This window comes from Nocardia altamirensis NBRC 108246, from assembly GCF_001612685.1.
In the GTDB taxonomy this organism is placed as follows: Bacteria; Actinomycetota; Actinomycetes; order Mycobacteriales; family Mycobacteriaceae; genus Nocardia; species Nocardia altamirensis.
This window is the reverse complement of record NZ_BDAY01000110.1, coordinates 1-24,948: the sequence shown is the minus strand read 5'-3', so window position 1 is coordinate 24,948 and position 24,948 is coordinate 1. Positions and strand designations below refer to the sequence as shown.

Genomic DNA, 24,948 nt, shown 5'->3' with positions numbered 1-24,948 from the left:
ACCGAGGACGACATTGGTTAGGCAAACCTGATCAAGGAGATCTAGATGTCGATTGTGGCAAACCGGAACGCGGGCGAGGCCACCCGCGACCGAAGTGAACGTGGGCCTGGTCCTGGCACCACTGATGTTGGGCGCGTTGGCATACGGCGTCCTAGGGTCGGTCGTCGTCCCGGCGCTCCCCCTGCTGCAGCAAGACCTGCACACCAGCGAGAACGGCGTCACCTGGTTACTGACGGCCTACTTCCTCGCCGCCGCCGCGGCGACCGCGGTGATCGGCCGACTCGGCGACATGTTCGGCAAGCGGCGGATGCTGCTACTCGTCCTGGCCGTCATGGCCGCGGGCGGACTCGTCTGCGCCGTGTCGAATTCGCTCGCACCGGAAATCGCCGGACGTGCGATGCAAGGCCTCGCGGGCGGGTTGTTCCCGTTGGCGTTCGGCATCATTCGCGACGAGTTCCCGCACGAGCGCGTCGCGGCGGGCATCGGCGCGGTGACCGCGATGATCGGCGTCGGCGCGATCGGGATCATCCTGCCCGGCCTCATCCTGCCGAACCTGAACTGGCACTGGCTGTTCTGGATTCCGATGGTCGTCACGCTGATCGCCTTGGCCGGGACCTGGATGCTGGTGCGCGAGTCCCCGGTGTGCCCGGGCGGTCGGGTCAACTGGCTCAACGCGGCGTTGATGGTCGTCGGCGTCACGGCCGTGGTGCTGGGGATCAGCCAAGGGGGGCAATGGGGTTGGGCGACCAGCCGCACCCTCGGGGTAATTATCGGCGGTGTGGCAGTGTGCGGTGTCTGGATCGCCGCCGAGACGTTCGGCAGCAGGCCACTGATCAACATGAGTTTGATGCGGCTGCGCGCGGTGTGGACCACCAATGTCGTCGCCCTACTGTTCGGCGCGGGCATGTACGGCGCCTTCGCCGTCTACCCGATCTTCGCCCAACTCCCGCAGGTGGCCGGATTCGGTTACCACGCAAGCATTCTGGCGTGCGGGCTGTACTGCCTGCCGATGTCGATCCCGACGATCATCGTCAGCCCGTACGCCGGGCGGCTGGCCGCCAGGATCGGCGCGACGACCGCCCTCACCCTCGGAACCCTGATCACCGCAACGGGATTCGGCTACATGGCGGTGTGGAGCGCACACCCCTACGACATGATGATCAGCCTCGGACTCATGGGGCTCGGCTTCGGCATCGCCTTCCCCACCCTCATGACCGTGATCGTGCATTCGGTTCCCGTCGCGAACGTCGCGGAGACGACCGGCATGAACACCGTCGTCCGCATGCTCGGCGGCGCGATCGGCACCCAGGTCACCGCGGCCATGATCGCGGGCCATCAGCGCGACGGACTACCCACCCATGCGGGCTTCACCGCCTCCTATCTCACGCTGGCCACGTTCATGGTCGTGGCCGCGCTCGCCGCCATCGCCGTTGGCATCCGCCGGCGCGGGTAACGAACCAGAACTCGATGCGAACAAGGAGGTTTCGGACATGGCCGATGATCGAATCGCCGACCGTCTGGCGATCGGCGAGCTGATGTCAGGCTGGATCCATCGCGACCGGCAACAGTGGGCGGAACTGGCCCGGCTGTTCCACGAGGACGCGACACTGACGATCCTGTGGTTCTCCGGCAGCGCCAGCGACTTCATCGACGGCTCCCGTCGCCTCAGCGGCGGCCCGTTACGCAACAAGCACTTCATCGGCTCCCCTGCCATCGAATTCGCGGGCGATCGCGCGTTCGTCGAGACCAACGCGATCCTGCTCGCCGACCACCTCGACTCCGGTCTCGGCGCAACGATCCACAACCGCTTCCTCGATCGCGTGCGCCGTGACGACGGCGTCTGGCGCATCGCGCATCGCGACTCCGTCTACGACCTCGGCGGATTCACCTACCCCTACGGCGTCGACGGCGCCGAACACATCGACGCCGAGGCCCTTCGCCGTCGCCACCCTCGCGAATACGCGGCACTGGCGTACCTGCTCGAACGCAGCGGAGTCCCGGTGACCGGCACATACCCGACTCGCTTCAGCGACAGGGAACGCACCATCCTCGAAGCGGGCCGCTCCTGGCTCGACGGGAAGTGACCACGGGAAATGAGCCCGGCGGTCGGCCTGGCGAGAAGCGAGAAACCTCACCCGATGACTATGAACCGCTCACGACAGGCTATTGTTGATCATGTGCGTGACAAGTCACGCCAAGCGTCGTAGATCGCATTCGCTTCGCAACCAGCGCTTGCCGCATCCGCTCTTCTTACGGCGATCGATTTTGCCCATCGGCAATCTCGCCATTCGTGCCCCCGGCGCGGACCCGCAGGTCCGCAGACGGCTCGGGCACCACCTGATGCCCGAAAGGCACCGCAATACCTATGACTTCTGCTGACATCTCTTTTGCCGCGCTCGGCGTGAGCGCACCCCTGGTGAAGGCGCTGAAACGCGCCGGAATCACCGAACCTTTTCCGATCCAGACCGATACCCTGCCCGATTCGCTGGCCGGACGCGACGTACTCGGCCGCGGCCGAACCGGCAGCGGCAAGACGCTCGCGTTCGCCATTCCGATGGTCAACCGTCTCGGCGGCGGCCTCGCCGGTAGACGCGCACCCAGCCGCCCCACCGGCCTCGTACTGGCGCCGACTCGGGAACTGGCCACCCAGATCGCGGCCGCGCTGGAACCCCTCGCCGCGGCCTATCGGATGACCGTCACCACGATTTTCGGTGGCGTCCCGCAGAACCGGCAGGTCCGCGCGCTGCGCGCCGGCGTCGACATTGTCGTCGCCTGCCCCGGCCGGCTCGAGGATCTGATGAACCAGCGCCTGATCTCGCTGGATGCCGTCGAGGTCACCGTTATCGACGAGGCCGACCACATGGCCGACCTCGGCTTCCTGCCCGGCGTGACCCGTATTCTCGCGGCCACCCCGAATGATGGTCAGCGCCTGCTGTTCTCGGCCACCCTGGACAATGGCGTCAACAAGCTGGTCAGCCGCTTCTTGCCGGATGCCAAGCTGCATTCCGTCGATGAGGCGAACTCCCCGGTCGCCGCCATGACCCATCACGTTTTCGAAACCGCGAGCGTCGAAGCCAAGCGCGAGGTCATACACCGGCTTGCTTCGGGCTCCGGTCGGCGAATCCTGTTCATGCGCACCAAACATCAGGCTCGCAAACTCGCCAAGCAGCTGACGCTCGCCGGAATTCCGGCTGTCGACCTGCACGGCAACCTCTCGCAAGGCGCCCGCGACCGCAACCTCGCGATCTTCGCCGCCGGTGACGCCCGGGTGCTGGTGGCGACCGATGTGGCCGCACGCGGCGTGCACGTCGACGATGTCGAGCTGGTCGTACACGTGGATCCGCCCGCCGAACACAAGGCGTACCTGCACCGTTCGGGCCGTACCGCACGGGCAGGCAACTCAGGTGACGTGATCACCCTGGTGCTGCCCGGCGAACGACGTGACCTGGCCGACCTCATGCGCAAGGCCAAGATCACTGTCACCCCGCAACGAGTCACCGCCAATTCGCCCGCGGTAGCCGAGCTCGTCGGCACGATTGCCCCATTCGTCGCCCCCTCATACAGTGAGCGGGCAGCACGTGAAGACGACCGCCGCAGCAGTGGCGGACCGCGCCAAGGCAGCGGCGGACCGCGCCAAAACAGTGGCGGACCACACCGGAGCAGTGGCGGACCGCGCCAAGGCGGCGGCCGTCGCAACGGCGGTGTGGCGCAAGGGCAGTCGCGCGCCAAGCCGCGCACTCGCTCCGCGCGCCGAGCGGCGGCATAGGGCCGATTCGGCGACAAGACCGCAATGCAGCGTTCGATCCCCTCCCCGGATGGGAGAGCGACAGCGGTATGAGCTGATAGCGAATCATGTGGAGGTTTGTCGGCAGAAGCGCGTACCCGCCATGGGTGCGCGCTTCTCGGCAGCCCGAACTCACTCAGGAACTGAACCCCGTTCTCCTGGTGCCGTTCTCGGCCGTTGTCCGCCGGAGTGGCCGTCGCTTCTAGACGACGGTCCCGAGCGGGCCCGGCCATGGATGTCGGTGGCTCATGGCAATGTCAGCCGGCGTGACTGCTTCAGCTGATGACGACGCCTGGTTTCATGATCGTGGACTGTGTTTCCCGACCTTGATCGCGATCAACGAACCGGGGGCAGCGTGAGCACCACGACCGGTGGCCTTGGGTGGATGTACGACACGGATCTGCCGGTGGTCGGCCTCACCTTCGCGCGTCAGATCAATGCCCGGGAGCTATTGGAGCGGATGGGCGTCGACCAAAACACCGTGGCAGTGCGCGAGCCGAATGACTTCCACTACGAGCTGGGCAGCCATCTCTACACATCCGACGGATATGTGGTCAGCGCAGGGCATTACCGAAGCTGGGCCTGGGCGTGGGAGCACGGCAGTTGGAAATCCATCTATGACCGAGGACTGGTGTTGCGCGCCTCGATCGGAACAGCGGCACTGGAGCTGCACGCCACTATGAAACCGGGAGCAGTGTTCCGATACGCCGAGAACGGCCGCCTCATCACCGGACTCGACACCACGGACAGCAGCCTCGCACGGACAGGCAGCGACCCGCGCCGCTTCGACACCGAGATCCAGGCACTCGGCGCCCGGCCCGAAGAATACGAATACGGCCCCTGGGGGTCCCTCGGAATGTTCTACAGGCTTGCAGAGAATCTCGGCGTCGGCATCCCTGAGGATGACCTCACCAACCGTCCCGTCCTCAGCGGCCGGCTCCTGCCCGGACCGTTGATGCCGCAAGCCATCTGAGGTGATGTCGCACCCCGTTTCATTGCCACGCTAGAGTCTGTCGTTCACAGAGGCTTACGTCGGATTCGGGGATGCGGTGACTCTCAGCAGCCAGCAACAGGAAGAACTACTCGACGAGATCGAGCGGGTGTTGCGCGGTGGATTACCCGAGGGCGCGCGCGGGGTCTTCACCTGGTCTTCGGTGGGCGACGGAGGCTCTCAGGCCGGCTACGCGGTCGTCGATGGCGAAGGAAAACCCATAGCGCATCGTCATCCCGAGGGGCTGGCCGACCTGTGCTGGCAGTTGAAGAAAGGCATGAACCGGCCCGAGATCGGGACGTGGTTCACCGTACGATGCGAGGTCGACGAAAGCGGTTCATTCCGTGCTGATTTCGACTACGACGAACAGCCTTCATTGGGGGCGATACCGGAGCACTACGCCAGGGAGATGGAATGGTTTCCCCGTGACGCTGCGCATACTCCCGACTGGCTGAGTGCGGTCCTCGAGCGGGTTCCCAACGTCTACCTGGCAATCCGCGCCGAACCAGGCGACCAGTACGAGGACGAGATCGGCCCGCATCTGGGCGAGGTCGCCGCCGCGTTTCGCCAGGCCGGTTGGGAAGTCCGTCGTGGCCGGCTCGGCGAACTCGACCTCAGCATCGAATGGGGAACCCTCGAAACGCTGTCCAGCTACGGACACATCCGCCTCGCCGGAAAGATCGATCCCGAACGGTGGACCGTTCTCGTCGACCTGATGACACAACCGGGCTGGAACTCCGGCGGTGAGCTCTACGAAGGCAACACAGTCACAGCCGAATTCCACCGACCTGACGACGATGGCGACGCACCATCGGCTCGGTGACCAGATTCCCAGCGTCGGCCAGATGCGTGGTGTTGCCGCATGGCTGGCGAGCTGGGATCCGCTGGTTTCAGTTGAGGTTGAATACGGTGACCACCGCGCGGTGGTCTGTGGGCCACTGGTTGGGGACGGGTTGGGGTGTGCCGCGGACTTCGGTGCGGGAGCTGGTGGGGGTGGCGGGTCCGAGGTACGTGAGGAAGTCGATGCGGTCTTGGGGTTCGTCTGCACCGGTGGACCCGTCGTGTTTGGGGTAGACCGGTGACCAGGTGTCACCCGGGCTGGTGGCGGGGTTGGGGTTGATCACCCGATAGGAGTCGCGCAGGCCTGCGGTTTCCAAGGCTCGGGTGGTAGGCCAGTTCACGGTGTAGCCGCAGTGCTTGTTCGCGGTCGCGGGTGTCCAGTCCATACGCTGTGACGCAGGGTGAATCTGAATGACTGGAAGACAAATCACCCGGCGTGCGGTGTGCCGGGTTCGGCGAGGACATGGTCGATCGCATTGCGTGTTGCGGCAAGGTATTTCGCCGGGTCGGCGAGGAAGACGTCGTGGGGTGCGTCGAGCTCGAACACCGTTGCGTGCAACAACGTCGCCAGTGTGCGCTGGTCGTGGGGTGGGACCGCGCCGTCGCGCGTGGTGACCACGACGGCGGCGGGTAGACCTGTGAGAGCGGGTGCGTGTGGGCGGAAGTCGAGGGCGTATTCGGCGAGGATCACGTCGACGATCACCCGTGGGTGGCAGCGGCGCAGTTCTGTTTTCAGCCACGCCCACATCGCCGCCACCTGCGGGTTCTTGCGACGCGTCTTGCGGAAGTACTGCAGCGGTATCGACCGTCCGATGCCTCCGCTCCGGTGCGCGAACGGGCGCAGGCACCGGAAGAAGCATCGACCGATCTTGTCGGTGGCACTGTCGAATGCCATTGCGGTCGCCTCGAATACCAGCCCACGCACTCGATCTCGGTGCCGCAGTGCGAATTCCAAGCCGACAGGTCCGCCGAGCGAATACCCGCACACCACAACTCGAGCGATGCCGAGCGCATTCAACACCGCGGCCGCGTCGTCCGCGCACTGCGCGATGTCGAACCGCTCCCCCGCGCCCAACGGCAATCCGCGCCCGTGTCCGCGCATGTCCATGGCGACCACACCGTTGGTCTCCGCAAGGGGATTCAGCAGATGCAGAAAGTTCACGTCGGCGGTCAGCGCCCAACCGTGCAGCAGCAGAATCGGATTCGGGCCGCGAACATAACGAACGTCGACGATGGCGCCGTCGGCGAGCACTACCGGGTAGCGTGGCGGCAGCTCGATCGGGGCGACAGCTTCAGCGGCTGGTCGCCTAGCAGTGAACCGGGGCAGCCCGCGCGTCACCCGATGGACAATAGCCGACCGATGTGACGTCACGCGCGACGCCGGTCAGGCCGGTTCGGGCGGGGTGAGCACCAGGGCGTCGGCGGCCAGGTGGATCTCGGGTAGTCGAGCCGGGTCGGCGAGCAGCCCGGTCATGGCGAATTCGACGATCTCGGCGGGGCTGACGGCTATTTCCGGGAGGGCGAGCGCGTCGAACAGTGCTTGGACGAGGCGGGCGCCGGAAACCGGGTTCATGCCGCGGATGTCCCCTTCCTCTTGTCCTGCCTCGACCATCGCGATGACCGCGCGATCGAACTGCGCGACGAGGTCCAGTTCGGCAGCGAACCGTTCCCGCTGGAGTTCGGGGGTGCTGAGGATGGACACCAGGACGTACGGGGAATCGTGCAGGTGGTTCAGCGATTCACGCAGCCAGCGATGCAGTTTGGCGACGGCGGGGGCCGCCAGCACCGCCAGCTCGTCGGCCAGGGCAAGCGGGCGCTGCAGGCCGAGGCGGACGAGGGCGGCGAGGATGTCGTCTTTCGAGGAGAAGTGCTTGTAGATGGCGGGCTGACGCACGCCGACGGCGGCCGCGATATCGCGGGTCGAGGTGGCGGAATAGCCGCGCACGGCGATGAGCTCGGCGGCGGTACGCAGGATGCGTTCGGCCGCCGGGCTCGATCGGGTCAGGTGCGTGGACATGCGGTAAGGCTAACGGCCTGCCGTTTCGTCGCCCAGCAAGGCCTGTGCCAGGTTCCGATAGAAGGCGAGCACGCCCGGCTGTTCCTTCGGGCTGAGGTGACCGCGTTCGGCGAACCGCGAGGAGACGCCGCGCTGCACCGCCTCCAGCCCCTGCTGGTCTTCCTCGTTGATCATCGCCGTGACCGCCGCCTGGGTCTGCGCCACAGCCTCGGAGGTGCCTGCCAACGCGGGCAGCGTGAACACACCGCCGATCACCTGCACCCGATCGATGGCGGTCGGCAGGAAGCTGAGCCACACCACCTGGTCGGCGAACGCGATGAACGCGCTCGACGGGAAGGTCAGCAGAACCATCCCGTTGGTGCGCTGAATCTCGTTGAGCTCCAGCGTCTCCGAATCCACGGGCATGGCCAACGGGATTCTGGCGTGCAGCACCCACGGCGAGTAGTGCTCGACGTGAATGTCACTGCCGCCGGGCATGAACGGCTCCAGCGTCTCCCGGTGCAGCCCGAGCACGTGGTAGTTCTCGTGCGCGTTCTCCATCACCACCTTCCAATTGGCGCGCCACTCCAGCGACCACGAGTCGACGAGCACCATCTCCTCGATCCGGAAGTTGGCGAACTGCGGCGCCGCCAGCTCGAGGTGGTCGCCGATGGGTTCGGCGGCCGCGTCGAAGTTGACGAAGACGAAACCCTTCCACTCCGCCACCGCGAATTGCGGCAGCCTGCAGTCCTTCGGCGTGAACGCCTTGTTCCCGCCCATGAACGGCGCGCCGCGCAGCCGCCCGTCGAGCCCGTATTTCCACAGGTGGTATCCGCAGGTGAAGGCGTCGGTGTGGCCGGCGCCCGGTTCGACGAGCGGCATCAGCCGATGCCGGCAGATCGGCGACATCGCGTGCAGCGCACCGTCATTCGCCCTGGCGACGACCACGGACTCGCCCGCGATCTGCACGGCGACGTAGTCACCGGGCGCGGCGAGCTGATCGACGTGCGCGATCAGCAGCCAGGATCGGCTGAAGATCCGCTCCCGCTCGAGCTCCCACAGTTCCGGCGCGGTGTACGCGGCGGGCGGCAGGCTCAACGCGGGCGGCTCGGTGCCGAGGTAGCCGCGCAGGTCCGCGAGCAATTCCTGGAGCCCCGGCTTGGTGAGCACGGACATAATGAACCTCCCAATCGCGGTTATCGCTCGATAACCCATCACTAGGTTATCGTTTGATAACCATTCGTCAAGCACGAAAAACCGCCCAGGTGCGGACCTGGGCGGTTCGACGCCGCGCTCGCTACTGCTGAGTCGAGCGCAAAGCCTCCTCTACGAACCGGGTGGTGTAGGTCTTCGACAGATCGATGCGGTCGTGCACCGGCCGCACATTGGTCGAGTACTTGCTGAGAATCTTCAGGACATTCTGTGCCCCTTCGGGTTTCATCAGACCGTCACCGTTGAACATGCCGATCGAGTCGCGGATGGACTGGACGTACAGGTCCTTGCCCGCACTCGCATACTGCGGCGGCATCTTCGCCGCGATCTCCTCGGGAGTGTGTTTCTTGATCCACTGCAAGGTCTGCACGAACGACGCCGCGAGCTTGCGCACGATCTCCGGATGCGCCTCGACAGTGGCGCAGCTCATGTACAGCGACGACGCCGGGTACAGCCCGCCGAGCGCGGCACGGGTGCCCGCCTCGGTGCGCATATCGACAAGAATCTCGGCCTCGCCCGAGTTCAGCATCTGCGCGACGGTCGGATCGGTGGTCATGCCCGCGTCGATGCCGTTGTGGTTCATGCCTGCGATGAAGGTCTGTCCCGCACCGGCTTTCACCCGGGTGTAGTCCGCGGTGGTCATGCCCTCCTGGCCGGTGAGCGCCTGGGTGAGGAAGTCGGTCGACGAGCCGAACGAGGTGACGCCGAGCTTCTTGCCACGTAAGTCGGCCAGCGACCGCACCTTCGGCGCATCCTGCTTCGACACCAGCTCGACTTCGCCAGGCACGTCGGCCAGCTGCACCACCGAGGTGATGCACTGATCCTTGGCCTGTAGGTCGATGGCGTGATCGTAGAAGCCGACCACACCCTGCACATCGCCGGTGAGCAGCGCGTTCTCGGCGTTGGCTCCCGACTGCTCGCCGAGCAGCTTGACGTCGATGTCGTTGCGTTCGAAGAAGCCGAGTTGCTTGGTGAGCATGGCGGGCAGGTAGATCACCTTCTCCAGCCCGCCGACCATGATGGTGATCTGCGGACGCCCGTTCGCCATCGGAATGTGCCGGGAATCCCGGCATCCCGTGGCCAGCAGCAACGCCGCGACGGCAACCACGACGACGGCCATATGCCTGCGATATGTCATGATCAGATCCCGTGGCCCGAGGTCGCCTGCGACGGACGCCATTTCAGCAGCCGGTTCTCCGCCAGCCCGATCCCCCACTCGGCGATGAGCGCGATCACGGTGATGATGATCATGCCCGCATAGATGCCCGCGGAATCGAAGGTGCCCTGCGCGTTGCTGATCAGCAGACCCAAACCCTTACTGGCACCGGCATATTCGCCGACCACCGCGCCGATGAGCGCGAAACCGAAGGCGGTGTGCAGGCTGGACAGGATCCAGGTGGTCGCGCTGGGCAGCACGATCGCGGTGAGCACCTGCCGACGGCCTGCGCCGAGAATGCGGGCGTTGTTGATGACGTTGCCGTCCACCTCGCGGGCACCGGTGAAGGCGTTGAAGAAGACCGCGAAGAACACCAGCACGACCACGGTCGCGACCTTCGAGCTCAGCCCGAGGCCGAACCAGATGATGAACAGCGCGGCGAGCACGATACGCGGAACCGCGTTGAGCGCCTTGATGAACGGCGCCAACACATCGGCCCAGTACCGACTACGGCCGAGCAGCACACCGAGCACGACACCGGCGACGGCGCCGATCACGAAGCCGAGCACGGCTTCCTGGACGGTGGTGAAGATCTGCAGCCAGATGGAGCCGAACTGGGTTCCGTCGGTGAACCATTCGACGAGTCGATCCCAGATGAGCGAGGGCTTCGAATAGAAGAACGGGTCGATCCACAGCGTGGCGGTCAGCTCCCACGATCCGAGCCACAGCGCCACCAGCACAGCGCGCAGTCCCCAGGTCTGGATGCGCCTGCGCCGGTCGTTGGTGCGCACCCTGGCGAGGATCTGCTCCTCGGTCTCGTTCTCGACGACCGGCGCTGCGGCCGTAGACTTTTCGAGCGTGTTATGCGACACGAGAGGCTCCCTTCGCGCGCGCGGCCTCGACCTGATCGCGCAGCGTTTCCCAGATTTCCTTGTAGATGTCGCGGAATTCGGTGGTGAGCCGCACCTCCTCGACCTGCCGCGGCCGGTCGAGCGCGACAGTGAAGTTGCCGCACACCGTCGCCGGGCTCGCCGTCATCACGATGACGCGGTCGGCGAGCACGATCGCCTCTTCCAGGTCGTGCGTCACGAAAATGACTGCGGCGCCGGTGCCTGCCCACACGCGCAACAGCTCGTCCTGCATGAGCTGACGGGTCTGCACGTCGAGCGCGCTGAACGGCTCGTCCATCAACAGGATTTCCGGATCGTTCACCAGCGTCTGCGCCAACGCGACGCGCTTGCGCATGCCGCCGGAGAGCTGGTGGGTGTAGTACCCCTCGAACCCGGCGAGCCCGACCTTGCGCACCCAGACCGAAGCCTTCTCCCGCGCTTCGGCTTTCGACGCGCCACGCAGGCGCGGACCGAGGGCGACGTTGTCGAGCACGCTCTTCCACGGCAGCACCGCGTCCTGCTGGAACATGTAGCCGATGCCGTCCGGAATACCGTCGACATCCTTGCCGCGCACCAGCGTTCGCCCGGCCGACGCGGGTTCCAGCCCGGAAACCAGGGACAGGGTGGTGGACTTACCGCAGCCGGTCGGGCCGACCACGGCGACGAATTCGCCAGGGCGAACCTCCATGTCGAGGTTCTTGACAGCGGTGTGGATACCGCCCCCGGTGCCGGGGAAACGCTTGGTCGCGCTCCGCAGCTCGATAAGTGGGTTGGTCATGGTTCTACTTCCTGCAGATCGAGATACGGCGAAAGTACGTGTTCCCGGTCACAGCGCGACGCTTGTGCGCACAAGGCATGCTAAAAGGACATTCGGCAAATTCTGCGCATTGTGCTCATGCACCGTGAGGTGGTCTATGCTGCGGCAATGGCCACTGAGGGCGCGCGGGCCGTGCGATTGAGGACTCAAGTTCTGCTGCTGCAGATCGTGGTCGTCACCCTCACCCTCGGCGTCGCCTTCGCGGTTTTCGGCTATCTGAGCGATCAGCGGTTGCGCGACGGCTACGGCCAGCGGGCCCTCGCGATCGCCCGCACGGTCGCGGCCGACCCCGTGGTGCGCAGCGAAGTGACCCGGTATGCGCCTGGCGCGATCAGTGCCGACCCGCAGCTGCGCAGGCAGCTCGCCGCGGGCCCGCTGGAGAAGATCGCGGTCGACACCACCCGGCGCACCGACGCCCTGTTCGTGGTGATCACCGACGACGCAGGCATCCGGCTGGCGCATCCGGACGCCGAGCGACTCACCGAGCACGTGAGCACCGATCCCTCCGGCGCGCTGGCCGGGCGCGAGGTGATCGCCGAGGAACACGGCACGCTCGGCGACTCGGTGCGCGCGAAAGTGCCAGTGCTCGAGCCGGATTCGGACCGGGTCGTCGGCGCGGTCAGCGTCGGCATCGCGACCGACGCGGTGCGCGATCAGCTGCTCGACGACCTGCGCACCGCAGGTCTACTCGTCGGCGCCGCACTGCTCGTCGGAATCGCCGGATCCATGCTGCTCGCCCGCCGGTGGCGCGGCCTCACCCTCGGTTTGGAACCCGCCGAACTCGCCGAGCTCGTGCGCGGGCAGGCCGCGGTGTTGCACGGCATCGGCCGTGGCGTGCTCGCCGTCGACTCCGCTTGGCGCACCACGTTTGTCAACGACGAAGCGCGCCGACTACTCGGGATCGGCGCGGACATCGGCACACCGGTCGACGAGATCGGCCTGACCCCACGGGTACTGGAGGTATTCCGCGGGCTCGACGAGCAACCCGCCTCCGCGACAGTCGGTTCGCACATCGTCGTCGTCGCGGCGCGGCCGGTGCAGCGCGACGGTCGCAACCTCGGCGCGGTGCTCACCGTGCGCGACCGGACCGACGTGGAGGCGCTGACCCGTCAGCTCGACGCCGTGCAATCCATGAGCACCGTGCTGCGCGCGCAGCGCCACGAATTCTCCAACAAGATGCACCTGATCAGCGGCCTGCTGCACGGTGGGCGCACCGAGGAGGCGTCGCGCTCGATCGACGAGATGATCGGCGCAGGCCCGCTCGGTCCCGCCGCGCCAGGCATCGACGCCATCCACGACGCTTATCTGCAGGCGTTCCTCGCCGCGAAGGCGGCGCATGGGCGCGAGGGCGGTGTCGAGCTGGTACTCGGCCCGAACACCTGGGTCGAGGGCAGTCTCACCGATCCCGTCGACGTCACCACCGTGCTCGGCAACCTGCTCGACAACGCGATCGAAGCCGTCCTGGTGTCGAGCAATCCGATCAAGCAGGTAGAAGTAGAACTCGTGCAAGAGGATTCGACGCTGCACATCGTCGTCGCGGACAGCGGCGACGGTGTCGCGCCCGAACTGATCGACGTGCTCTTCACCGAGGGCACCTCGACCCGCGACGGCCGTGCGGTGCCGGGCGGCCGCGGCGTCGGCCTCGCGTTGATCCGACAGATCGCCCGCAGCCGAGGCGGCGAGGTCAAACTCGCCAGCCCGCGCGGCGACACACCGCCGCTGACCGGTGCCGAATTCATTGCCCGTATGCCCGGAGTGCTCGTAGACAGTAAGGTTTCATGGTCGCCACAGATTTGACCGTTCTCGTCGTCGATGATGATTTTCGCGTCGCCAATCTTCATGCAGGCATCGTCGACTCGATCGCGGGTTTCACCGTCGCAGGCACCGCCAACACACTGGCGGCGGCCCGAGCCGTGCTTGCCGAGTCGGCGGTCGACCTCGCCCTCGTCGACGTCTACCTGCCCGACGGTTCGGGTATCGACTTCGTCCGCGAATTGCGCTGCGACGCCATGGTTCTGACCGCATCCACGGACAGCACCGCGGTGCGCGCCGCACTGTCCGCAGGCGCGTTGAGCTTCCTCGTCAAGCCCTTCCCGCACACCGAGCTCGCCGCCCGCCTCGCGGCGTACGCGCGCTTCCGTCGCATTCTGGAGGCGCCCCAGGTCGACAACGCCCGCGTCGACGCGGCGCTGCACGCGCTGCGTCCCGGCGCCACCTCGGCCGCGCCTACGGCGGTCGCTTCGCCGACCAAAGATCTGGTCCTGCAATCGATCGCCGAGGCAGGGACACCACTGTCCGCGGGCGAGGTGGCGACCGCCATCGGCATTTCGCGCGCCACCGCCCAGCGCTATCTGGCCACCCTCGTCGCGACCGGCACCTTGCGCATGCGGCTGCGCTACGGCAGCACCGGACGTCCCGAGCAGGAGTATTCGACCGCGACCAGCACTTCCGACCACACCCGTTGACCGGGTCCGAATTCCTTTGCGCGCAGCGGCTTCCACCGGTAGGAATGGTGGGATGACTACGCTGGGTGCCGTATTCCGTCCGCAGTTCCCACCGGAGCGGTTGCGCGCCATGGCGCGGATCGCCGACGAGGCGGGGCTCGCCGAGTTGTGGCTGTGGGAGGACTGTTTCGACGCGAGCGGGATCGCCAGTGCCGCTGCGGCGTTGGCATGGACCGAGCGGGTCCGCGTCGGGATCGGACTGCTTCCGGTGCCGCTGCGCAACGTGGCGGTCACGGCGATGGAGGCCGCGACGCTGGCCAGGCTCTTCCCCGAGCGGCTTGTACTCGGCGTCGGGCACGGCGCGCAATCGTGGATGGGGCAGGTCGGGGCGCGGGCCGAGTCGCCGATGACGTTGCTCGAGGAATACGTGATCGCGCTGCGGGCACTGCTTGCGGGACAACGCGTCACGAGTTCCGGGCGCTACGTCCACCTCGACGACGTGGCACTCAGCTGGCCGCCGCTCGCACCGCAATCGGTGTATGTCGGTGCGCGGCGCCCGCGTTCGTTGCGGCTGGCCGGGCAGCACGGCGACGGCACGCTGCTCGACGCCGTCGAATCGCCCGACGCGCTGCGCGAAGCCCGCGCGATGATCGATAAGGGACGGCAAGCGGGCAACCGTACGGAGCCGCATCGGGTGGTGGTGAGCCTCCGGGCCGCCACCGGACCCGACGCCGAGGCGCGCCTGGCCGCGGAGTCCGGCTTCGGCACGATGGCCGAGGTCGCCGGTGACGCGCAGGCGATCGCCGACGCGGTCGCCCGGTTCGGCGAGGCAGGAGCCGACACCGTCATCCTCGTGCCCACCGCCGACGAGCCGGACCCGGAGGGCTTCCTCCGCTTCACTGTCGACAAGGTGCAACCGCTGATCTGACCGGCGCCGGGACCGAGTCCGCCGAGCGAGGCACGTCGGAAGCGGTGCGCCGCTTTCCGCTACTTCGGCGGAGTCCCCACCATCTCGACTTTGCTGCCATTCCAATGGAATTGGACCTGCGTCTGGGTGCCGTCCGGACACGCGTTGCAGCTGCCCGGCGTCCGGTAGGTCAAGCCGACCGTGTCGTCGGTGGTGCGATCGACATCCAACGAGGTGAACCCGTGTGCTTCCGGCGTCGCGGTCCCCAGGTACGCACCCTTGTGGAACAGCAGCGCTTGGTTCGGCGAGCTGCCGGTCGCGCCCTCGACGGTCACGATGACCGTCGACAGCGTGGCACACGGGTCGAAGTTGCCTTCGAAGCCGCGCGAATCCGTCGACCACGGCACGTGCGTCGCCGGCTCGGTGGGCAGCGCCTTGACGGCGGACTGGATCACCGGCGCCGTCAGGTCGATACCGCACGACACGGGCACGGCCGACGTCGTCGACGCCCCGGCATGGACATGGTGCGCGCTGTCGTCACCGCCGGATCCACACCCGGCGGTACCGACGACAACTCCGGCGAGCACAACGAACACGGGTCGAGCCAATCGCACCACGGGACATCCTCTTCGGGTCTGCCGACAGATGAGATCGAACCCCGTCAGTCTGCCACCTAGGCGGATGCCGCTGTCGACTTGGCGTTCGCCGTGTCGATGTACTCGATGACCTGATGCAGGTCCGGATACAACCGGTGCGCGAGCCGCCGCGACTCCTCCGTCGGCTGCACGAGGTCGGGAATCAGGATGCAGCGCAGGCCGGCGGCAACCGCCGCGCGCAGGCCGTTCGTCGAATCCTCCAGCGCGAGTGTCGTTTCCACGTCGCCGCCGAGCGCACCCATGGCCTTCAAGTACGGCTCGGGGTTCGGCTTGCCCTTGGACACGTCCTGCCTGGTCACCACCACGTCGAACCGATCCGCGATGCCTGCCAGCTGCAGGTGGTGGTCAGCGCGGTCGCGCGAGGACGAGGTCGCGATCGCCTTCGGCACATTGTTGGCTTCCAGCGCGTCGAGCAACTCGACCGCACCGGGCTTGGTGGTCAGCCTGCCGCCGTCGACCAGCTGACGCAGGTGCACCTCGTGCAGGTCGAAGTACTCCTCCAGCGGGAAACCACGGCCATAGGCCGCCGCAGCGAGGGTGCGACACCGGTCGGCAGGCACGCCGATCATGGTGCGGCAGAACTCGAGCGGCATCTCGTAGCCGAGCTCGGCGCCCGCGCTCACCAGCGATTCCATCGCCAGGCTCTCCGAGTCGATCAGCAGCCCGTCCATGTCGAAAACGACTGCGCGCACCGGACTTACGTCGGTCATGTGTTGCTCCCTTCCCCGTTCGACGCCAACCGGCGCCGGATCGCGGCCTCGACACCATCCCGATTCAGCTCGGCGAGGGCGTCGCCGACCTCGCGCTGCACGCACTCCCGTTGAGGCAGCGTGCCGAAAATATCCTCTCGCTGCAAGAACGCCTGCGCACAGCGATGCGGATCGGGGTCGACCAGCGCGGTCAGCGACTCCTCGCGCGGATCGATGAGCTCCATCACCGCGCCGGGGGCGTGGCTCGCGGTGAACCACTGGATCCACGCCGCGATCAGCATGGTCGCGCCCGGCGTCGGCCTGCCTGCCTCGATGTTGTCGCGCAGGGCGTCGACCACCCGCGGAATCATCTTGTCGGACCCGTTGCGCCCGACCCGCGTCATGTCCTGTGCGATCGCGGGATTGCGGAAGCGTCGCATCAAATCGTCGACGGTCCTGTGCAATTCTGGCGTCGGGAGTGCCAGCGTCGGCCCCTGCTCGTCCAGCATGAACTGCCTGGCCAGCGCGGCGAGCGCCGGATTGGCGGTGGCACCGGCGATGGTGCTGAAGCCTGCGACGCCGCCCAGGTAGGCGAGCAGCATGTGCGTGCCGTTGAGCAGTCGCAGCTTGGCCAGCTCGTAATCCTTGACGTTGGCGACGAATTGGGCGCCGCCGAGCTCCCACTGCGGCCGTTCGCCATCGAAATCCTCGATGGTCCAGGTCATGAACGGCTCGGCCGACACCGGTGCGAGGTCCTCGACGCCGCCGAGCCAGTTGCGGGCCACCGCGGCATCGGTGGGCGCGGTCGGCTGCACGATGCGGTCGACCACGCTGTTCGGGAACTGCACGTTGCGCGCGATCCACTCGGCGAGGTGATCGTCGCGCAGCAGCGCGAAATCGATGACGGCACGACGCAGCGTGCTGCCGTTCGCACAGAGGTTGTCGCAGCTGATGACCACCGGCGGGGTGCTGCCCCGCCGCCGGACCAGCTCGAGGCCCTGGGCGAGCATGCCGATCGGGGTGATCGGCCGGGTGGGGTGCTGGATGTCGTGACGGACGCCTGGGCAGTCCACTTCCAGCCGTCCGGTAACCGGCGAGACGCAGTAGCCGCTGGCCGTGACGGTCAGCGTGACGATCTTGACCCGCGGATCGGCGATCCGGCTCGGCACGCCGATCAGGTCCGACGGCGCGTGCACGGTCTCGGTGATCGAACCGACCACCTCCACCCGCGCCTGCCCGTCTTCGTGCAGCAACGTGGTGTACAGGTTGTCCTGCGCACGCAGCGCGTCGACGATCGTCGGCCGGTTCATCGCGACGGCGGCGATGCCCCAGCGCTGATCGCCGGTCTCGTTCATCGCATGCTGGGTGGCCAGTGCCTGGTGCGCCCGGTGGAACGAGCCGCACCCGAGGTGCAGGATTCCGGTGGTCAGGCTCCGCGGGGCGAACCGTGGGCGAGCGACCGAGGCGGGCAGTCTGGTGAGCATGTCCGTGGACAGTCGAGGCACCACCTCGCCGGGCATCCGGTGCGTCATTTCGGATCTGGATTTCTTCGCCGTAATCAGCGGCACACGCATGTGCGGCCTCCGTTGGGTATGCGAGAGATCGATATAGAACGCCATATCAGCATTGACTAAGCGCTGTTTCACTACCGTAGGTCGGATCTGGCTATATTTCGACAAATACGCTCGTCAGAAGCAACTGAAGGCACGTAACTCCAGGTCACTTGTCGTCTTGCAAATATTCCGTAAAGCCCCACTTCAGCACGGATTAATCGCCAGCAAATTTCGGCCGAGCTCGCCCACAGAATACATTTCGGTGACTTCTGTCACGTGCCACAATTCCGCTTTGTCCGATACGAGGCACCTTTAAGTTTAGTTTAAGATTTGCTGGCTAATTGCCGAATTATTCGAGGGAAATAGGCGGCAATAACGCGTCCAGCAGGCCGTGTGGGCGACGAGAAGCGCAGCGGCAGCGATCATTCCGCGTGAGCCGGGCAACACAACACGATCACATCACGAGGGCCACGCGGCGACACATAGTTAGCCAGCCTAAGTTTGCCTCACTGTTGCCACCGGCGAGCTGTGCGTTCCGGTTGGCATCGTGCCTGCCGAGCGGCTCGCGGACCGTGCACTCGACCAGATCCGCTAGCGTCGAGGCATGGTCCTCGAGGTCGCAATTGTCGGATATGGGCTGGCCGGCTCGGTCTTCCACGCACCGTTGATCGCCGCAAACCCACGGATGCGGGTCGCGGCGGTGGTCACCTCGTCCGCCGAGCGGGCGGCGCAGGCCGAGCGCGAACACCCCGGCGTGCGCGTCGTCGCCACCGCCGACGAACTGTTCGCCGACCCCGCCGGACTCGACCTCGTTGTCGTCGCGACCCCCAATCGCACGCACGCACCACTGGCGAGGCAGGCGCTGGACGCGGGTCTCCCCGTGGTGGTCGACAAGCCGTTCGCGATCTCGGTCGCCGAAGCCGAGCAGCTGATCGACCACGCCGAGCACACCGGGCTCGCACTGACCGTCTTCCAGAACCGCCGCTGGGACGGCGACTTCCTGACCCTGCGCGCACTCGCCGACGCGGGCCGCCTCGGGCAGGTGCGCCGCTTCGAGTCCCGGTTCGAACGCTGGCGCCCGGTGCCGAAGGGCGGGTGGCGCGAGATGGGCGACGCGGCCGACGGCGCGGGCCTGCTGTTCGACCTCGGCAGTCATCTCATCGATCAGGCGCTCACGCTGTTCGGCCCGGTGACTTCCGTCTATTGCGAACTGGATCGGCGACGCGCGGACATCAAGACCGACGACGACGCCTTCGTCGCGCTCACCCACGCCTCCGGCGTCCGGTCCCACCTCTGGATGAGTGCCGTTGCGCCCCAACTAGGTCCGCGCTTCCGGGTACTCGGCTCGCAGGCGGGCTACACTGTGTACGGCCTCGACCCACAGGAGGCCGCATTGCGTGACGGCCGCCGCCCCGACGACGGAATACCTTGGGGCACCGTCGAATCCGAGCACTGGGGCACCTTCGGCGCCGAGCCTGCCGTCGAACCGGTGCCGACCATCGCCGGCGACTACCCCGCCTTCTATACGGCGCTGGCCGCGGCACTGCTCGACGGCGGCAAGGTCCCGGTCGACCCGCACGATGCCCTGGAGACCCTGCGCCTGCTCGAGGCCGCGCGCCGATCGGCCGCCGACGGCACCGTGGTCGTCCGCTGAGGCGACGGCAACCTTAAGACCCGATCAAACCTCGGCAACCCCACTGGTCTCGGACGCCGTCGATCGATAACGTCGACACTCGGTGTCGGCCGCGTGCGGGCCGGCCGTTCGGCTGAGAGGAGATCCGAATGGGTTCAACGATTTTCGCGGTGTTCCTGCCGCTCGCCCTGGCCCTGGTGATGTTCGGGCTCGGATTGACCTTGACCGTCGACGATTTCGCCAGGGTGCTGCGGTACCCGAAGGCGGCGGTGATCGCACTGGTGTGCCAGATGGTGCTGCTGCCCGCGGTCTGCTTCGGGCTGATCTACCTGTTCCAGCTGAGCGGGGCGCTCGCCGTCGGCATGGTGCTGCTCGCCGCGTCGCCCGGTGGGCCGTCGGCCAACCTGTTCAGCCACATCGCGGGCGGCAACGTGGCGCTCAACATCAGCCTCACCGCCATCAATTCGGTGCTCGCCGTGTTCACCATGCCGCTGCTCGTCGCGCTGGCGTTCAACCAGTTCATGGACGGCGACGGATCGTTCGGACTGCGGCCGGACAAGTTCGCGCAGGTGTTCGCGATCGTGCTCATTCCGGTCGCGATCGGCATGTGGGTGCACCACCGGTTCACCGGGTGGTCCGAACGGATGCGCGGCAACGTCAAGATCCTCTCGATCGTGGTGCTGGCGCTGGTGGTGCTCGCCGCGGTGGCGAAGAACTTCGAGACGCTCACCGAGAACATCGGCAAGCTCGCCTCGCTCAGCCTGCTGTTCGCGGTGATCAGCCTGGCGGTCGGCTATTTCTTGCCACGGCTGTTCGGCGTCGACGCCGATCAGGCGATCGCCTCGGCCATGGAGATCGGCATCCACAACGGTGCGATCGCCATCGCCGTCGCGGGATCGGTGCTGCACAGCGACGCGATGGCAGTGCCTGGCGCGGTATACGGGGTACTCATGAACATCCCCGCCGCGATCGCCGCGTATCTGCTCGCGCGGTACGTCCGGCAGGAACGTCCGGTATCGGTATCCGCCTGAGACAGACACAGGGTCGCGCGATAGGTAGCCTTTCGATGTTCGACTTTCGAAGGGAAGCAACAGCGCAATGCGACCGCTCGGCGCGGACGATCCCAGTTGGATCGGCGACTATCGGCTACTCGGCCTGCTCGGTTCCGGCGGCATGGGGCGGGTGTACCTAGGACGCAACGCCGGTGGACGGACCGTCGCGGTCAAGGTGATCCGGCCCGACTTCCTCGACGACACCGAATTCCGAGCCAGGTTCCGGCGCGAAGTCTCGGCGGCGCAGCGGGTCGGCGGGCAGTTCACCGCGCCGGTGCTCGATGCCGACGTCGATGCGAATCCGCCATGGCTGGCGACCGGGTACGTGGCTGGGTTCTCCCTGGCCGAGGCGGTCGAAGAGTACGGGCCGTTCACCGAGAACTCGCTGCTGGTGCTCGCGCACGGGCTGGCCGAGGCGTTGGTCGCCGTGCACGCCGCAGGTCTGGTGCACCGCGATTTGAAACCCTCCAACGTGCTGCTCGCCCTCGATGGTCCCAAGGTGATCGACTTCGGCATCGCCCGCGCTGTCGAGGACAGCAGGCTCACCACCACCGGAAAGGTCATCGGCTCACCGGGATTCATGTGCCCCGAACAGGTGACCGGCAATCCCGTCGGCCCTGGCGCCGACGTCTTCGCCCTCGGCGGGGTCCTCTGCTTCGCCGCGACCGGCCACGGCCCCTTCGGCGTCGCCGAAATGGTCTCGATGCTCTGGCGGGTGGTCTACGAGGAACCCGACCTCGACGGCGTTCCGGCGCAACTGCGTCCGCTCGTCGCCGCCTGCCTGAACAAAGACCCCGCAGCCCGCCCCACCCCGGAACGCCTCATCGCCGACCTCACCGCCCTCGGCATTCCCGCCCGCGGCGGCTGGCTCCCCGGTCCCGCCTTGGAAGAAGTCAGCAGGCGCGCCGTCGCCCTGCTCGACCTCGATTCCGGCCCCATCGATCGCCCTGCATCCCTGACACCCGGTGCGCCCCTTCACAATCCGGCCAGGACCGCCGATACGGTCGCCCGCCCACCGGAACCCTCGACAGTCCTCACCCCGCCGAGCCTGCCAAGGCCAGCGGACCCGCAGCACGTCCAGGGCGACGCGACTCCGCGATCCTGGTGGCAGGGCGACCCCGACCCCGGACAACCACCGCCCCGGCCCGTTGTCCCGCAAGCTGTTTCGCACCAGCCAACGAGCACACTTCCACCCACGCCACCCCGGCGCCCCCGCACCCTCTTGATCGCTGGGGCAGTCGCCGTCTGCGTCCTCGTCGCAATCTCAGCCTTCATGATCACCCGGCTGATCGCAGGCAACTCCGACAACTCAGAGAAATCGGCAACAACGCCCGGCGAGTCGACCAGCGAGAGCGCCGCCCAACTGCCGGACGCTTTCGTCGGCGAGTGGCGCGGCGTCGCCAAAGACGCGCTCGCTTCCTTCGACATCGTGTTGACGCTCAACGCCGGATCTGTCGGTGAGGAAGTCGGCGCTTCGACCAACACGGGCAAAACAATGCGCCGGACATGCGGGCGAGCAGAAACCCTCACCGACGCCTCCGCGACCACGCTGACCCTCACCGCACGCCTCACACAGAACGCAGGCGGATGCAACGACGAGGGCCAGACGACGCATCTGGAACTGCAACCCGACGGAACCCTGACCTACACCACCCCCAGCATCATCGGCGAGATGACCGGGACCTTGACCCGAACGTCCTGACCTGATCGAGTGCCGCGACCGAACACCTTGGCGTCGAATACGCCGATGACCTGATACATCAACCACCTGACGGTGGCTTTTCCAGCCACATGGCAGACTGCGATCATGGACGATGCTTCGGGTGGCATGTCGGCGCCGACCATTACGTGCGCGGGCCGGGTAAGGACGCATCCTGAGGCGCATCAGCGGGCGGGGCGGCTGTCGGCGGCCCTGTTCGCGGCCGGGGTGGGACGTGGGCATCGCGTGGCGGTGATGCTGCGCAATGACATCGAGTTTCTCGAGGTGTCGCTGGCGATCGCGGCATGCGGGGCGAATCCGGTGCCGATCAATACGCGCTGGCGGGCGCCGGAGGTGGCGCATGTGCTCACCGACAGCGGCGCCAGGCTGGTCATCGCGCACACCGAGTTCATCGAGACCGTCGAGCTGGCCGCGGCCGAGCGCGAGATCGCGGTCCTCGAGGTCGGGATGCCCGCGGAAACCTTGGCAGAGGCGAGGCTCGACGCAGGCTTGGCGGTGCCGACCGGACGGCACGCCACGCTCGAGCAGTGGATCGCGACGCAGACCGAACCGCTGGGCTACGTCGAGGGCGCGATCTCCGATTCGATGGGGTTGATCTACACCTCAGGCACCACTGGACGGCCGAGAGGTGTGCTGCGTGAACGCATTACGCCGCACCAGCTCCTATCGATCGCGGGCGGCACCGCGCGGCGGATGGGGCTCACGCCCGGCGGCCAGACGGTGCTGGCCGGGCCGCTGTATCACGCGAGCCCGAACGCGGTGGCCGTGCTCGCCCTCCGGGTCGGCACCAACATCACGATCATGCCGCGCTGGGACGCCGAACGATTCCTGCAGCACGTGCACGAGCGCAGGATCACCCAGGCCAAGGTGGTGCCGACCATGTTGTCGCGGCTGCTCTCGCTACCCGAGGAGGTGCGCGGGCGCTACGACGTGTCCAGCCTGACGCACCTCATCCACTCGTCCGCGCCGTGTCCGCCCGCGGTGAAGCGCGCCGCCATCGACTGGTTCGGCGATGCGCTCGTCGAGTTCTACGGCTGCACCGAGGCCGGCACCATCACCTGGATCACCGCATCGGAGTGGCTGGCGCATCCCGGCAGCGTCGGACGTCCGGTGGACGGATCGGCGGCGGTGATCGTCGACGACGCGGGCACGCCGCTGCCGGCCGGCGAGACCGGCAATGTCTTCGTGCGCGGCGCCGACTACTGGCCGAAGTTCAGCTACCTCAACAGCGCAGCCCAACAGGACAGCCCGGTACCGGGATTCATCAGCGTCGGCGACCGCGGCTACCTCGACGCCGACGGGTTCCTCTACCTCACCGGGCGGTCCAGCGAGATCATCATCTCCGGCGGCGTGAACATCTATCCCGCCGAGGTCGAGAACGCGATCATGACCTTGGACGGCGTCGAGGACGTCGCGGTGTTCGGCGTCCCGCATTCCGGCGATCTCGGCGAAGCCGTTGCCGCCCAGGTGGTTCTGCGTCCTGGCGCCACCCTCACCGAGGACGGCATCCGCGCCGGCCTCGCTGGGCACCTCGCGTCCTACAAGGTGCCGCGCCTGCTGCGCATCGTGACCGAACTCCCCCGCGACGATTCCGGAAAGATCTACAAGCGTCAGCTCCGAGCGGAGATGTCCGACGCCGGTTAAGGTGCGGCGGTGGACAGAGCCGAATGGGTCGAGCGTGGCACCTCCATCGCCGATCGCCTGACGACAACGCAAGCGCAGCCGCCGTGGTGGCTGGTGGCCGGAGCCGCGGTGGTGGCGCTCGTGCTGGTCGGATACACGCCGCTGTGGCGGTTCACCCGCAATATCGTCACCATCGCGCACGAGGGCGGGCACGCGCTGGTCGCGCTGCTCACCGGGCGCAAGCTCAACAGCATCCGATTGCATTCGGACACTTCGGGTCTCACCGTGTCGAGCGGAAAACCGTACGGCCTCGGGATGATCCTCACCACGATGGCGGGCTATCCGGGGCCGCCGTTGCTCGGCCTCGGCTTCGCGGCGTTGCTCGGCGCAGGCCGGATCACGCTGATGCTGTGGACCGCGATCGCGTTGCTGCTCGCCGTGCTGATCATGACGCGCAACGTCTACGGCATGCTGACCGTGTTCGCGGTCGGCGCCACTGTGTTCGCGGTGTCCTGGTTCGGCACCGACACGCTGCAGGCGGGTTTCGCGTATCTCGGCGCGTGGTTCCTGCTGCTCGCGGGCGCCCGCCCGGTGATCGAATTGCAGCGCGGCCGTTCCAAGCAGCTGCGCAGCCGCCACCAGCAGGACGTCGCCTCCGACGCCGACCAGCTCGCGCGGCTCACGCACCTGCCAGGTCTGCTGTGGGTCGGGGTGTTCGGCGTGATCGCGGTCGGGTCGCTACTCGTCGGCGCGGGCCTGCTGATTTCCGACATCTCGGAGCTTTGCCTGCCGAACGTGTCGGCCGCGACCTGTTCCACGGGCCGCTAGACCCTCTACAGCAGTTGAATGGTTGCCGACCGCCATTGGCGTGAGAGAAGTGGTTGCTGAGGCTCGTTGGCGTGAGAGAAATGGTTGCTGAACCTGATTGGCGTGAGAGAAGTGGTTACGACGCGTGTCGCGACACGCACCAGTTCTCTCACGCCAA

Annotated in this window: 23 protein-coding genes; 13 read left to right on the top strand and 10 right to left on the bottom strand. The window is 66.9% G+C overall.

What is annotated here, in order from left to right; all coding sequences use genetic code 11:
• Positions 1–100: 100 nt before the first annotated feature.
• The 5 genes from NA11_RS40045 (at position 101) to NA11_RS40025 (ending at position 5,598) form a co-directional block, all read left to right on the top strand.
• Positions 101–1,453: an MFS transporter gene (locus tag NA11_RS40045; RefSeq protein ID WP_141718128.1), complete on the top strand. Its 1,353-nt coding sequence runs from the start codon at positions 101–103 to the stop codon at positions 1,451–1,453.
• A 37-nt stretch (positions 1,454–1,490) separates the two neighbouring features.
• A complete protein-coding gene (locus NA11_RS40040) occupies positions 1,491–2,084 on the top strand; it encodes a nuclear transport factor 2 family protein (RefSeq protein ID WP_069167336.1) in 594 nt (197 codons plus the stop codon).
• Between the two features lie 281 nt (positions 2,085–2,365).
• Positions 2,366–3,766, top strand: coding sequence for a DEAD/DEAH box helicase (locus NA11_RS40035; RefSeq protein ID WP_069167324.1), 1,401 nt, complete (start codon positions 2,366–2,368; stop codon positions 3,764–3,766).
• Between the two features lie 403 nt (positions 3,767–4,169).
• Entirely contained in the window at positions 4,170–4,757 is a 588-nt protein-coding gene (locus tag NA11_RS40030; RefSeq protein ID WP_069167323.1) for a DUF6461 domain-containing protein, read from the top strand.
• Between the two features lie 127 nt (positions 4,758–4,884).
• Complete coding sequence (locus NA11_RS40025; RefSeq protein WP_141718127.1) at positions 4,885–5,598, top strand: hypothetical protein; 714 nt, start codon at positions 4,885–4,887, stop codon at positions 5,596–5,598.
• Between the two features lie 67 nt (positions 5,599–5,665).
• Here NA11_RS40025 and NA11_RS40020 read toward each other — a convergent pair whose 3' ends face one another.
• From NA11_RS40020 to NA11_RS39990, 7 genes are all read right to left on the bottom strand, one after another.
• Positions 5,666–6,001: a hypothetical protein gene (locus NA11_RS40020; RefSeq protein WP_069167321.1), complete on the bottom strand. Its 336-nt coding sequence runs from the start codon at positions 5,999–6,001 to the stop codon at positions 5,666–5,668.
• 41 nt (positions 6,002–6,042) lie between these two features.
• Complete coding sequence (locus NA11_RS40015; RefSeq protein WP_167837844.1) at positions 6,043–6,954, bottom strand: alpha/beta fold hydrolase; 912 nt, start codon at positions 6,952–6,954, stop codon at positions 6,043–6,045.
• 45 nt (positions 6,955–6,999) lie between these two features.
• Complete coding sequence (locus NA11_RS40010) at positions 7,000–7,632, bottom strand: TetR/AcrR family transcriptional regulator (protein ID WP_069167319.1); 633 nt, start codon at positions 7,630–7,632, stop codon at positions 7,000–7,002.
• Between the two features lie 9 nt (positions 7,633–7,641).
• Entirely contained in the window at positions 7,642–8,790 is a 1,149-nt protein-coding gene (locus NA11_RS40005) for an aromatic ring-hydroxylating oxygenase subunit alpha (RefSeq protein WP_084655499.1), read from the bottom strand.
• Positions 8,791–8,908: 118 nt separating this feature from the next.
• Positions 8,909–9,961 (bottom strand): ABC transporter substrate-binding protein, encoded by a 1,053-nt coding sequence (locus NA11_RS40000; protein WP_245746536.1) that lies wholly within the window; start codon positions 9,959–9,961, stop codon positions 8,909–8,911.
• A gap of 2 nt (positions 9,962–9,963) precedes the next feature.
• On the bottom strand, positions 9,964–10,851 hold the full coding sequence (locus NA11_RS39995) for an ABC transporter permease (RefSeq protein WP_069167317.1): 888 nt from the start codon (positions 10,849–10,851) through the stop codon (positions 9,964–9,966).
• A complete protein-coding gene (locus tag NA11_RS39990; protein ID WP_069167316.1) occupies positions 10,841–11,647 on the bottom strand; it encodes an ABC transporter ATP-binding protein in 807 nt (268 codons plus the stop codon). The genes NA11_RS39995 and NA11_RS39990 overlap by 11 nt, the downstream gene beginning before the upstream one ends.
• A gap of 147 nt (positions 11,648–11,794) precedes the next feature.
• On the opposite strand from NA11_RS39990, the gene NA11_RS39985 reads away from it, so the two are divergent.
• Genes NA11_RS39985 through NA11_RS39975 form a run of 3 tightly spaced genes read left to right on the top strand, consistent with a single transcriptional unit; the run spans position 11,795 to position 15,058 of the window.
• A complete protein-coding gene (locus tag NA11_RS39985) occupies positions 11,795–13,483 on the top strand; it encodes an ATP-binding protein (protein ID WP_174567799.1) in 1,689 nt (562 codons plus the stop codon).
• Positions 13,465–14,151, top strand: a complete 687-nt coding sequence (locus tag NA11_RS39980; protein WP_069167315.1) for a response regulator transcription factor — start codon at positions 13,465–13,467, stop codon at positions 14,149–14,151. Before NA11_RS39985 ends, NA11_RS39980 begins: the two co-directional genes overlap by 19 nt.
• A 16-nt stretch (positions 14,152–14,167) precedes the next feature.
• On the top strand, positions 14,168–15,058 hold the full coding sequence (locus NA11_RS39975) for an LLM class flavin-dependent oxidoreductase (protein ID WP_501193653.1): 891 nt from the start codon (positions 14,168–14,170) through the stop codon (positions 15,056–15,058).
• 59 nt (positions 15,059–15,117) lie between these two features.
• Here the strand turns inward: NA11_RS39975 and NA11_RS39970 are convergent, their stop codons facing one another.
• Genes NA11_RS39970 through NA11_RS39960 form a run of 3 tightly spaced genes read right to left on the bottom strand, consistent with a single transcriptional unit; the run spans position 15,118 to position 17,956 of the window.
• Positions 15,118–15,654 carry an LppP/LprE family lipoprotein gene (locus NA11_RS39970; protein WP_069167313.1) on the bottom strand — a complete coding sequence of 179 codons (537 nt, stop codon included), beginning with the start codon at positions 15,652–15,654 and terminating at the stop codon, positions 15,118–15,120.
• A gap of 56 nt (positions 15,655–15,710) precedes the next feature.
• Positions 15,711–16,403 (bottom strand): HAD family hydrolase, encoded by a 693-nt coding sequence (locus NA11_RS39965; protein ID WP_069167312.1) that lies wholly within the window; start codon positions 16,401–16,403, stop codon positions 15,711–15,713.
• Positions 16,400–17,956 carry a mannitol dehydrogenase family protein gene (locus NA11_RS39960; RefSeq protein WP_167837843.1) on the bottom strand — a complete coding sequence of 519 codons (1,557 nt, stop codon included), beginning with the start codon at positions 17,954–17,956 and terminating at the stop codon, positions 16,400–16,402. The genes NA11_RS39965 and NA11_RS39960 overlap by 4 nt, the downstream gene beginning before the upstream one ends.
• Positions 17,957–18,539: 583 nt before the next feature.
• Between NA11_RS39960 and NA11_RS39955 the strand changes: the two genes are divergently transcribed.
• The 5 genes from NA11_RS39955 to NA11_RS39935 all read left to right on the top strand — a co-directional run bounded on the left by NA11_RS39955 (position 18,540) and on the right by NA11_RS39935 (position 24,791).
• Complete coding sequence (locus NA11_RS39955) at positions 18,540–19,589, top strand: Gfo/Idh/MocA family protein (RefSeq protein WP_069167311.1); 1,050 nt, start codon at positions 18,540–18,542, stop codon at positions 19,587–19,589.
• Positions 19,590–19,717: 128 nt separating this feature from the next.
• Positions 19,718–20,599 (top strand): bile acid:sodium symporter family protein, encoded by an 882-nt coding sequence (locus NA11_RS39950; RefSeq protein WP_069167310.1) that lies wholly within the window; start codon positions 19,718–19,720, stop codon positions 20,597–20,599.
• A 67-nt stretch (positions 20,600–20,666) separates the two neighbouring features.
• Positions 20,667–22,322 carry a serine/threonine-protein kinase gene (locus NA11_RS39945; RefSeq protein ID WP_069167309.1) on the top strand — a complete coding sequence of 552 codons (1,656 nt, stop codon included), beginning with the start codon at positions 20,667–20,669 and terminating at the stop codon, positions 22,320–22,322.
• A 105-nt stretch (positions 22,323–22,427) separates the two neighbouring features.
• Positions 22,428–23,984 (top strand): AMP-binding protein, encoded by a 1,557-nt coding sequence (locus NA11_RS39940; RefSeq protein WP_069167308.1) that lies wholly within the window; start codon positions 22,428–22,430, stop codon positions 23,982–23,984.
• 9 nt (positions 23,985–23,993) lie between these two features.
• A complete protein-coding gene (locus NA11_RS39935; protein ID WP_069167307.1) occupies positions 23,994–24,791 on the top strand; it encodes a M50 family metallopeptidase in 798 nt (265 codons plus the stop codon).
• Positions 24,792–24,948: the final 157 nt, after the last annotated feature.

Excerpts from the sequence above, each read along its gene's own strand:
- NA11_RS40040 (WP_069167336.1), top strand. The coding sequence starts at position 1,491 with ATGGCCGATGATCGAATCGCCGACCGTCTGGCGATCGGCGAGCTGATG.
- NA11_RS40035 (WP_069167324.1), top strand. The coding sequence starts at position 2,366 with ATGACTTCTGCTGACATCTCTTTTGCCGCGCTCGGCGTGAGCGCACCC.
- NA11_RS40030 (WP_069167323.1), top strand. The coding sequence starts at position 4,170 with ATGTACGACACGGATCTGCCGGTGGTCGGCCTCACCTTCGCGCGTCAG.
- NA11_RS40020 (WP_069167321.1), bottom strand. The coding sequence starts at position 6,001 with ATGGACTGGACACCCGCGACCGCGAACAAGCACTGCGGCTACACCGTG.
- NA11_RS40010 (WP_069167319.1), bottom strand. The coding sequence starts at position 7,632 with ATGTCCACGCACCTGACCCGATCGAGCCCGGCGGCCGAACGCATCCTG.
- NA11_RS40000 (WP_245746536.1), bottom strand. The coding sequence starts at position 9,961 with ATGACATATCGCAGGCATATGGCCGTCGTCGTGGTTGCCGTCGCGGCG.
- NA11_RS39990 (WP_069167316.1), bottom strand. The coding sequence starts at position 11,647 with ATGACCAACCCACTTATCGAGCTGCGGAGCGCGACCAAGCGTTTCCCC.
- NA11_RS39985 (WP_174567799.1), top strand. The coding sequence starts at position 11,795 with ATGGCCACTGAGGGCGCGCGGGCCGTGCGATTGAGGACTCAAGTTCTG.
- NA11_RS39980 (WP_069167315.1), top strand. The coding sequence starts at position 13,465 with ATGGTCGCCACAGATTTGACCGTTCTCGTCGTCGATGATGATTTTCGC.
- NA11_RS39965 (WP_069167312.1), bottom strand. The coding sequence starts at position 16,403 with ATGACCGACGTAAGTCCGGTGCGCGCAGTCGTTTTCGACATGGACGGG.
- NA11_RS39960 (WP_167837843.1), bottom strand. The coding sequence starts at position 17,956 with ATGCGTGTGCCGCTGATTACGGCGAAGAAATCCAGATCCGAAATGACG.
- NA11_RS39955 (WP_069167311.1), top strand. The coding sequence starts at position 18,540 with ATGGTCCTCGAGGTCGCAATTGTCGGATATGGGCTGGCCGGCTCGGTC.
- NA11_RS39950 (WP_069167310.1), top strand. The coding sequence starts at position 19,718 with ATGGGTTCAACGATTTTCGCGGTGTTCCTGCCGCTCGCCCTGGCCCTG.
- NA11_RS39945 (WP_069167309.1), top strand. The coding sequence starts at position 20,667 with ATGCGACCGCTCGGCGCGGACGATCCCAGTTGGATCGGCGACTATCGG.
- NA11_RS39940 (WP_069167308.1), top strand. The coding sequence starts at position 22,428 with ATGGACGATGCTTCGGGTGGCATGTCGGCGCCGACCATTACGTGCGCG.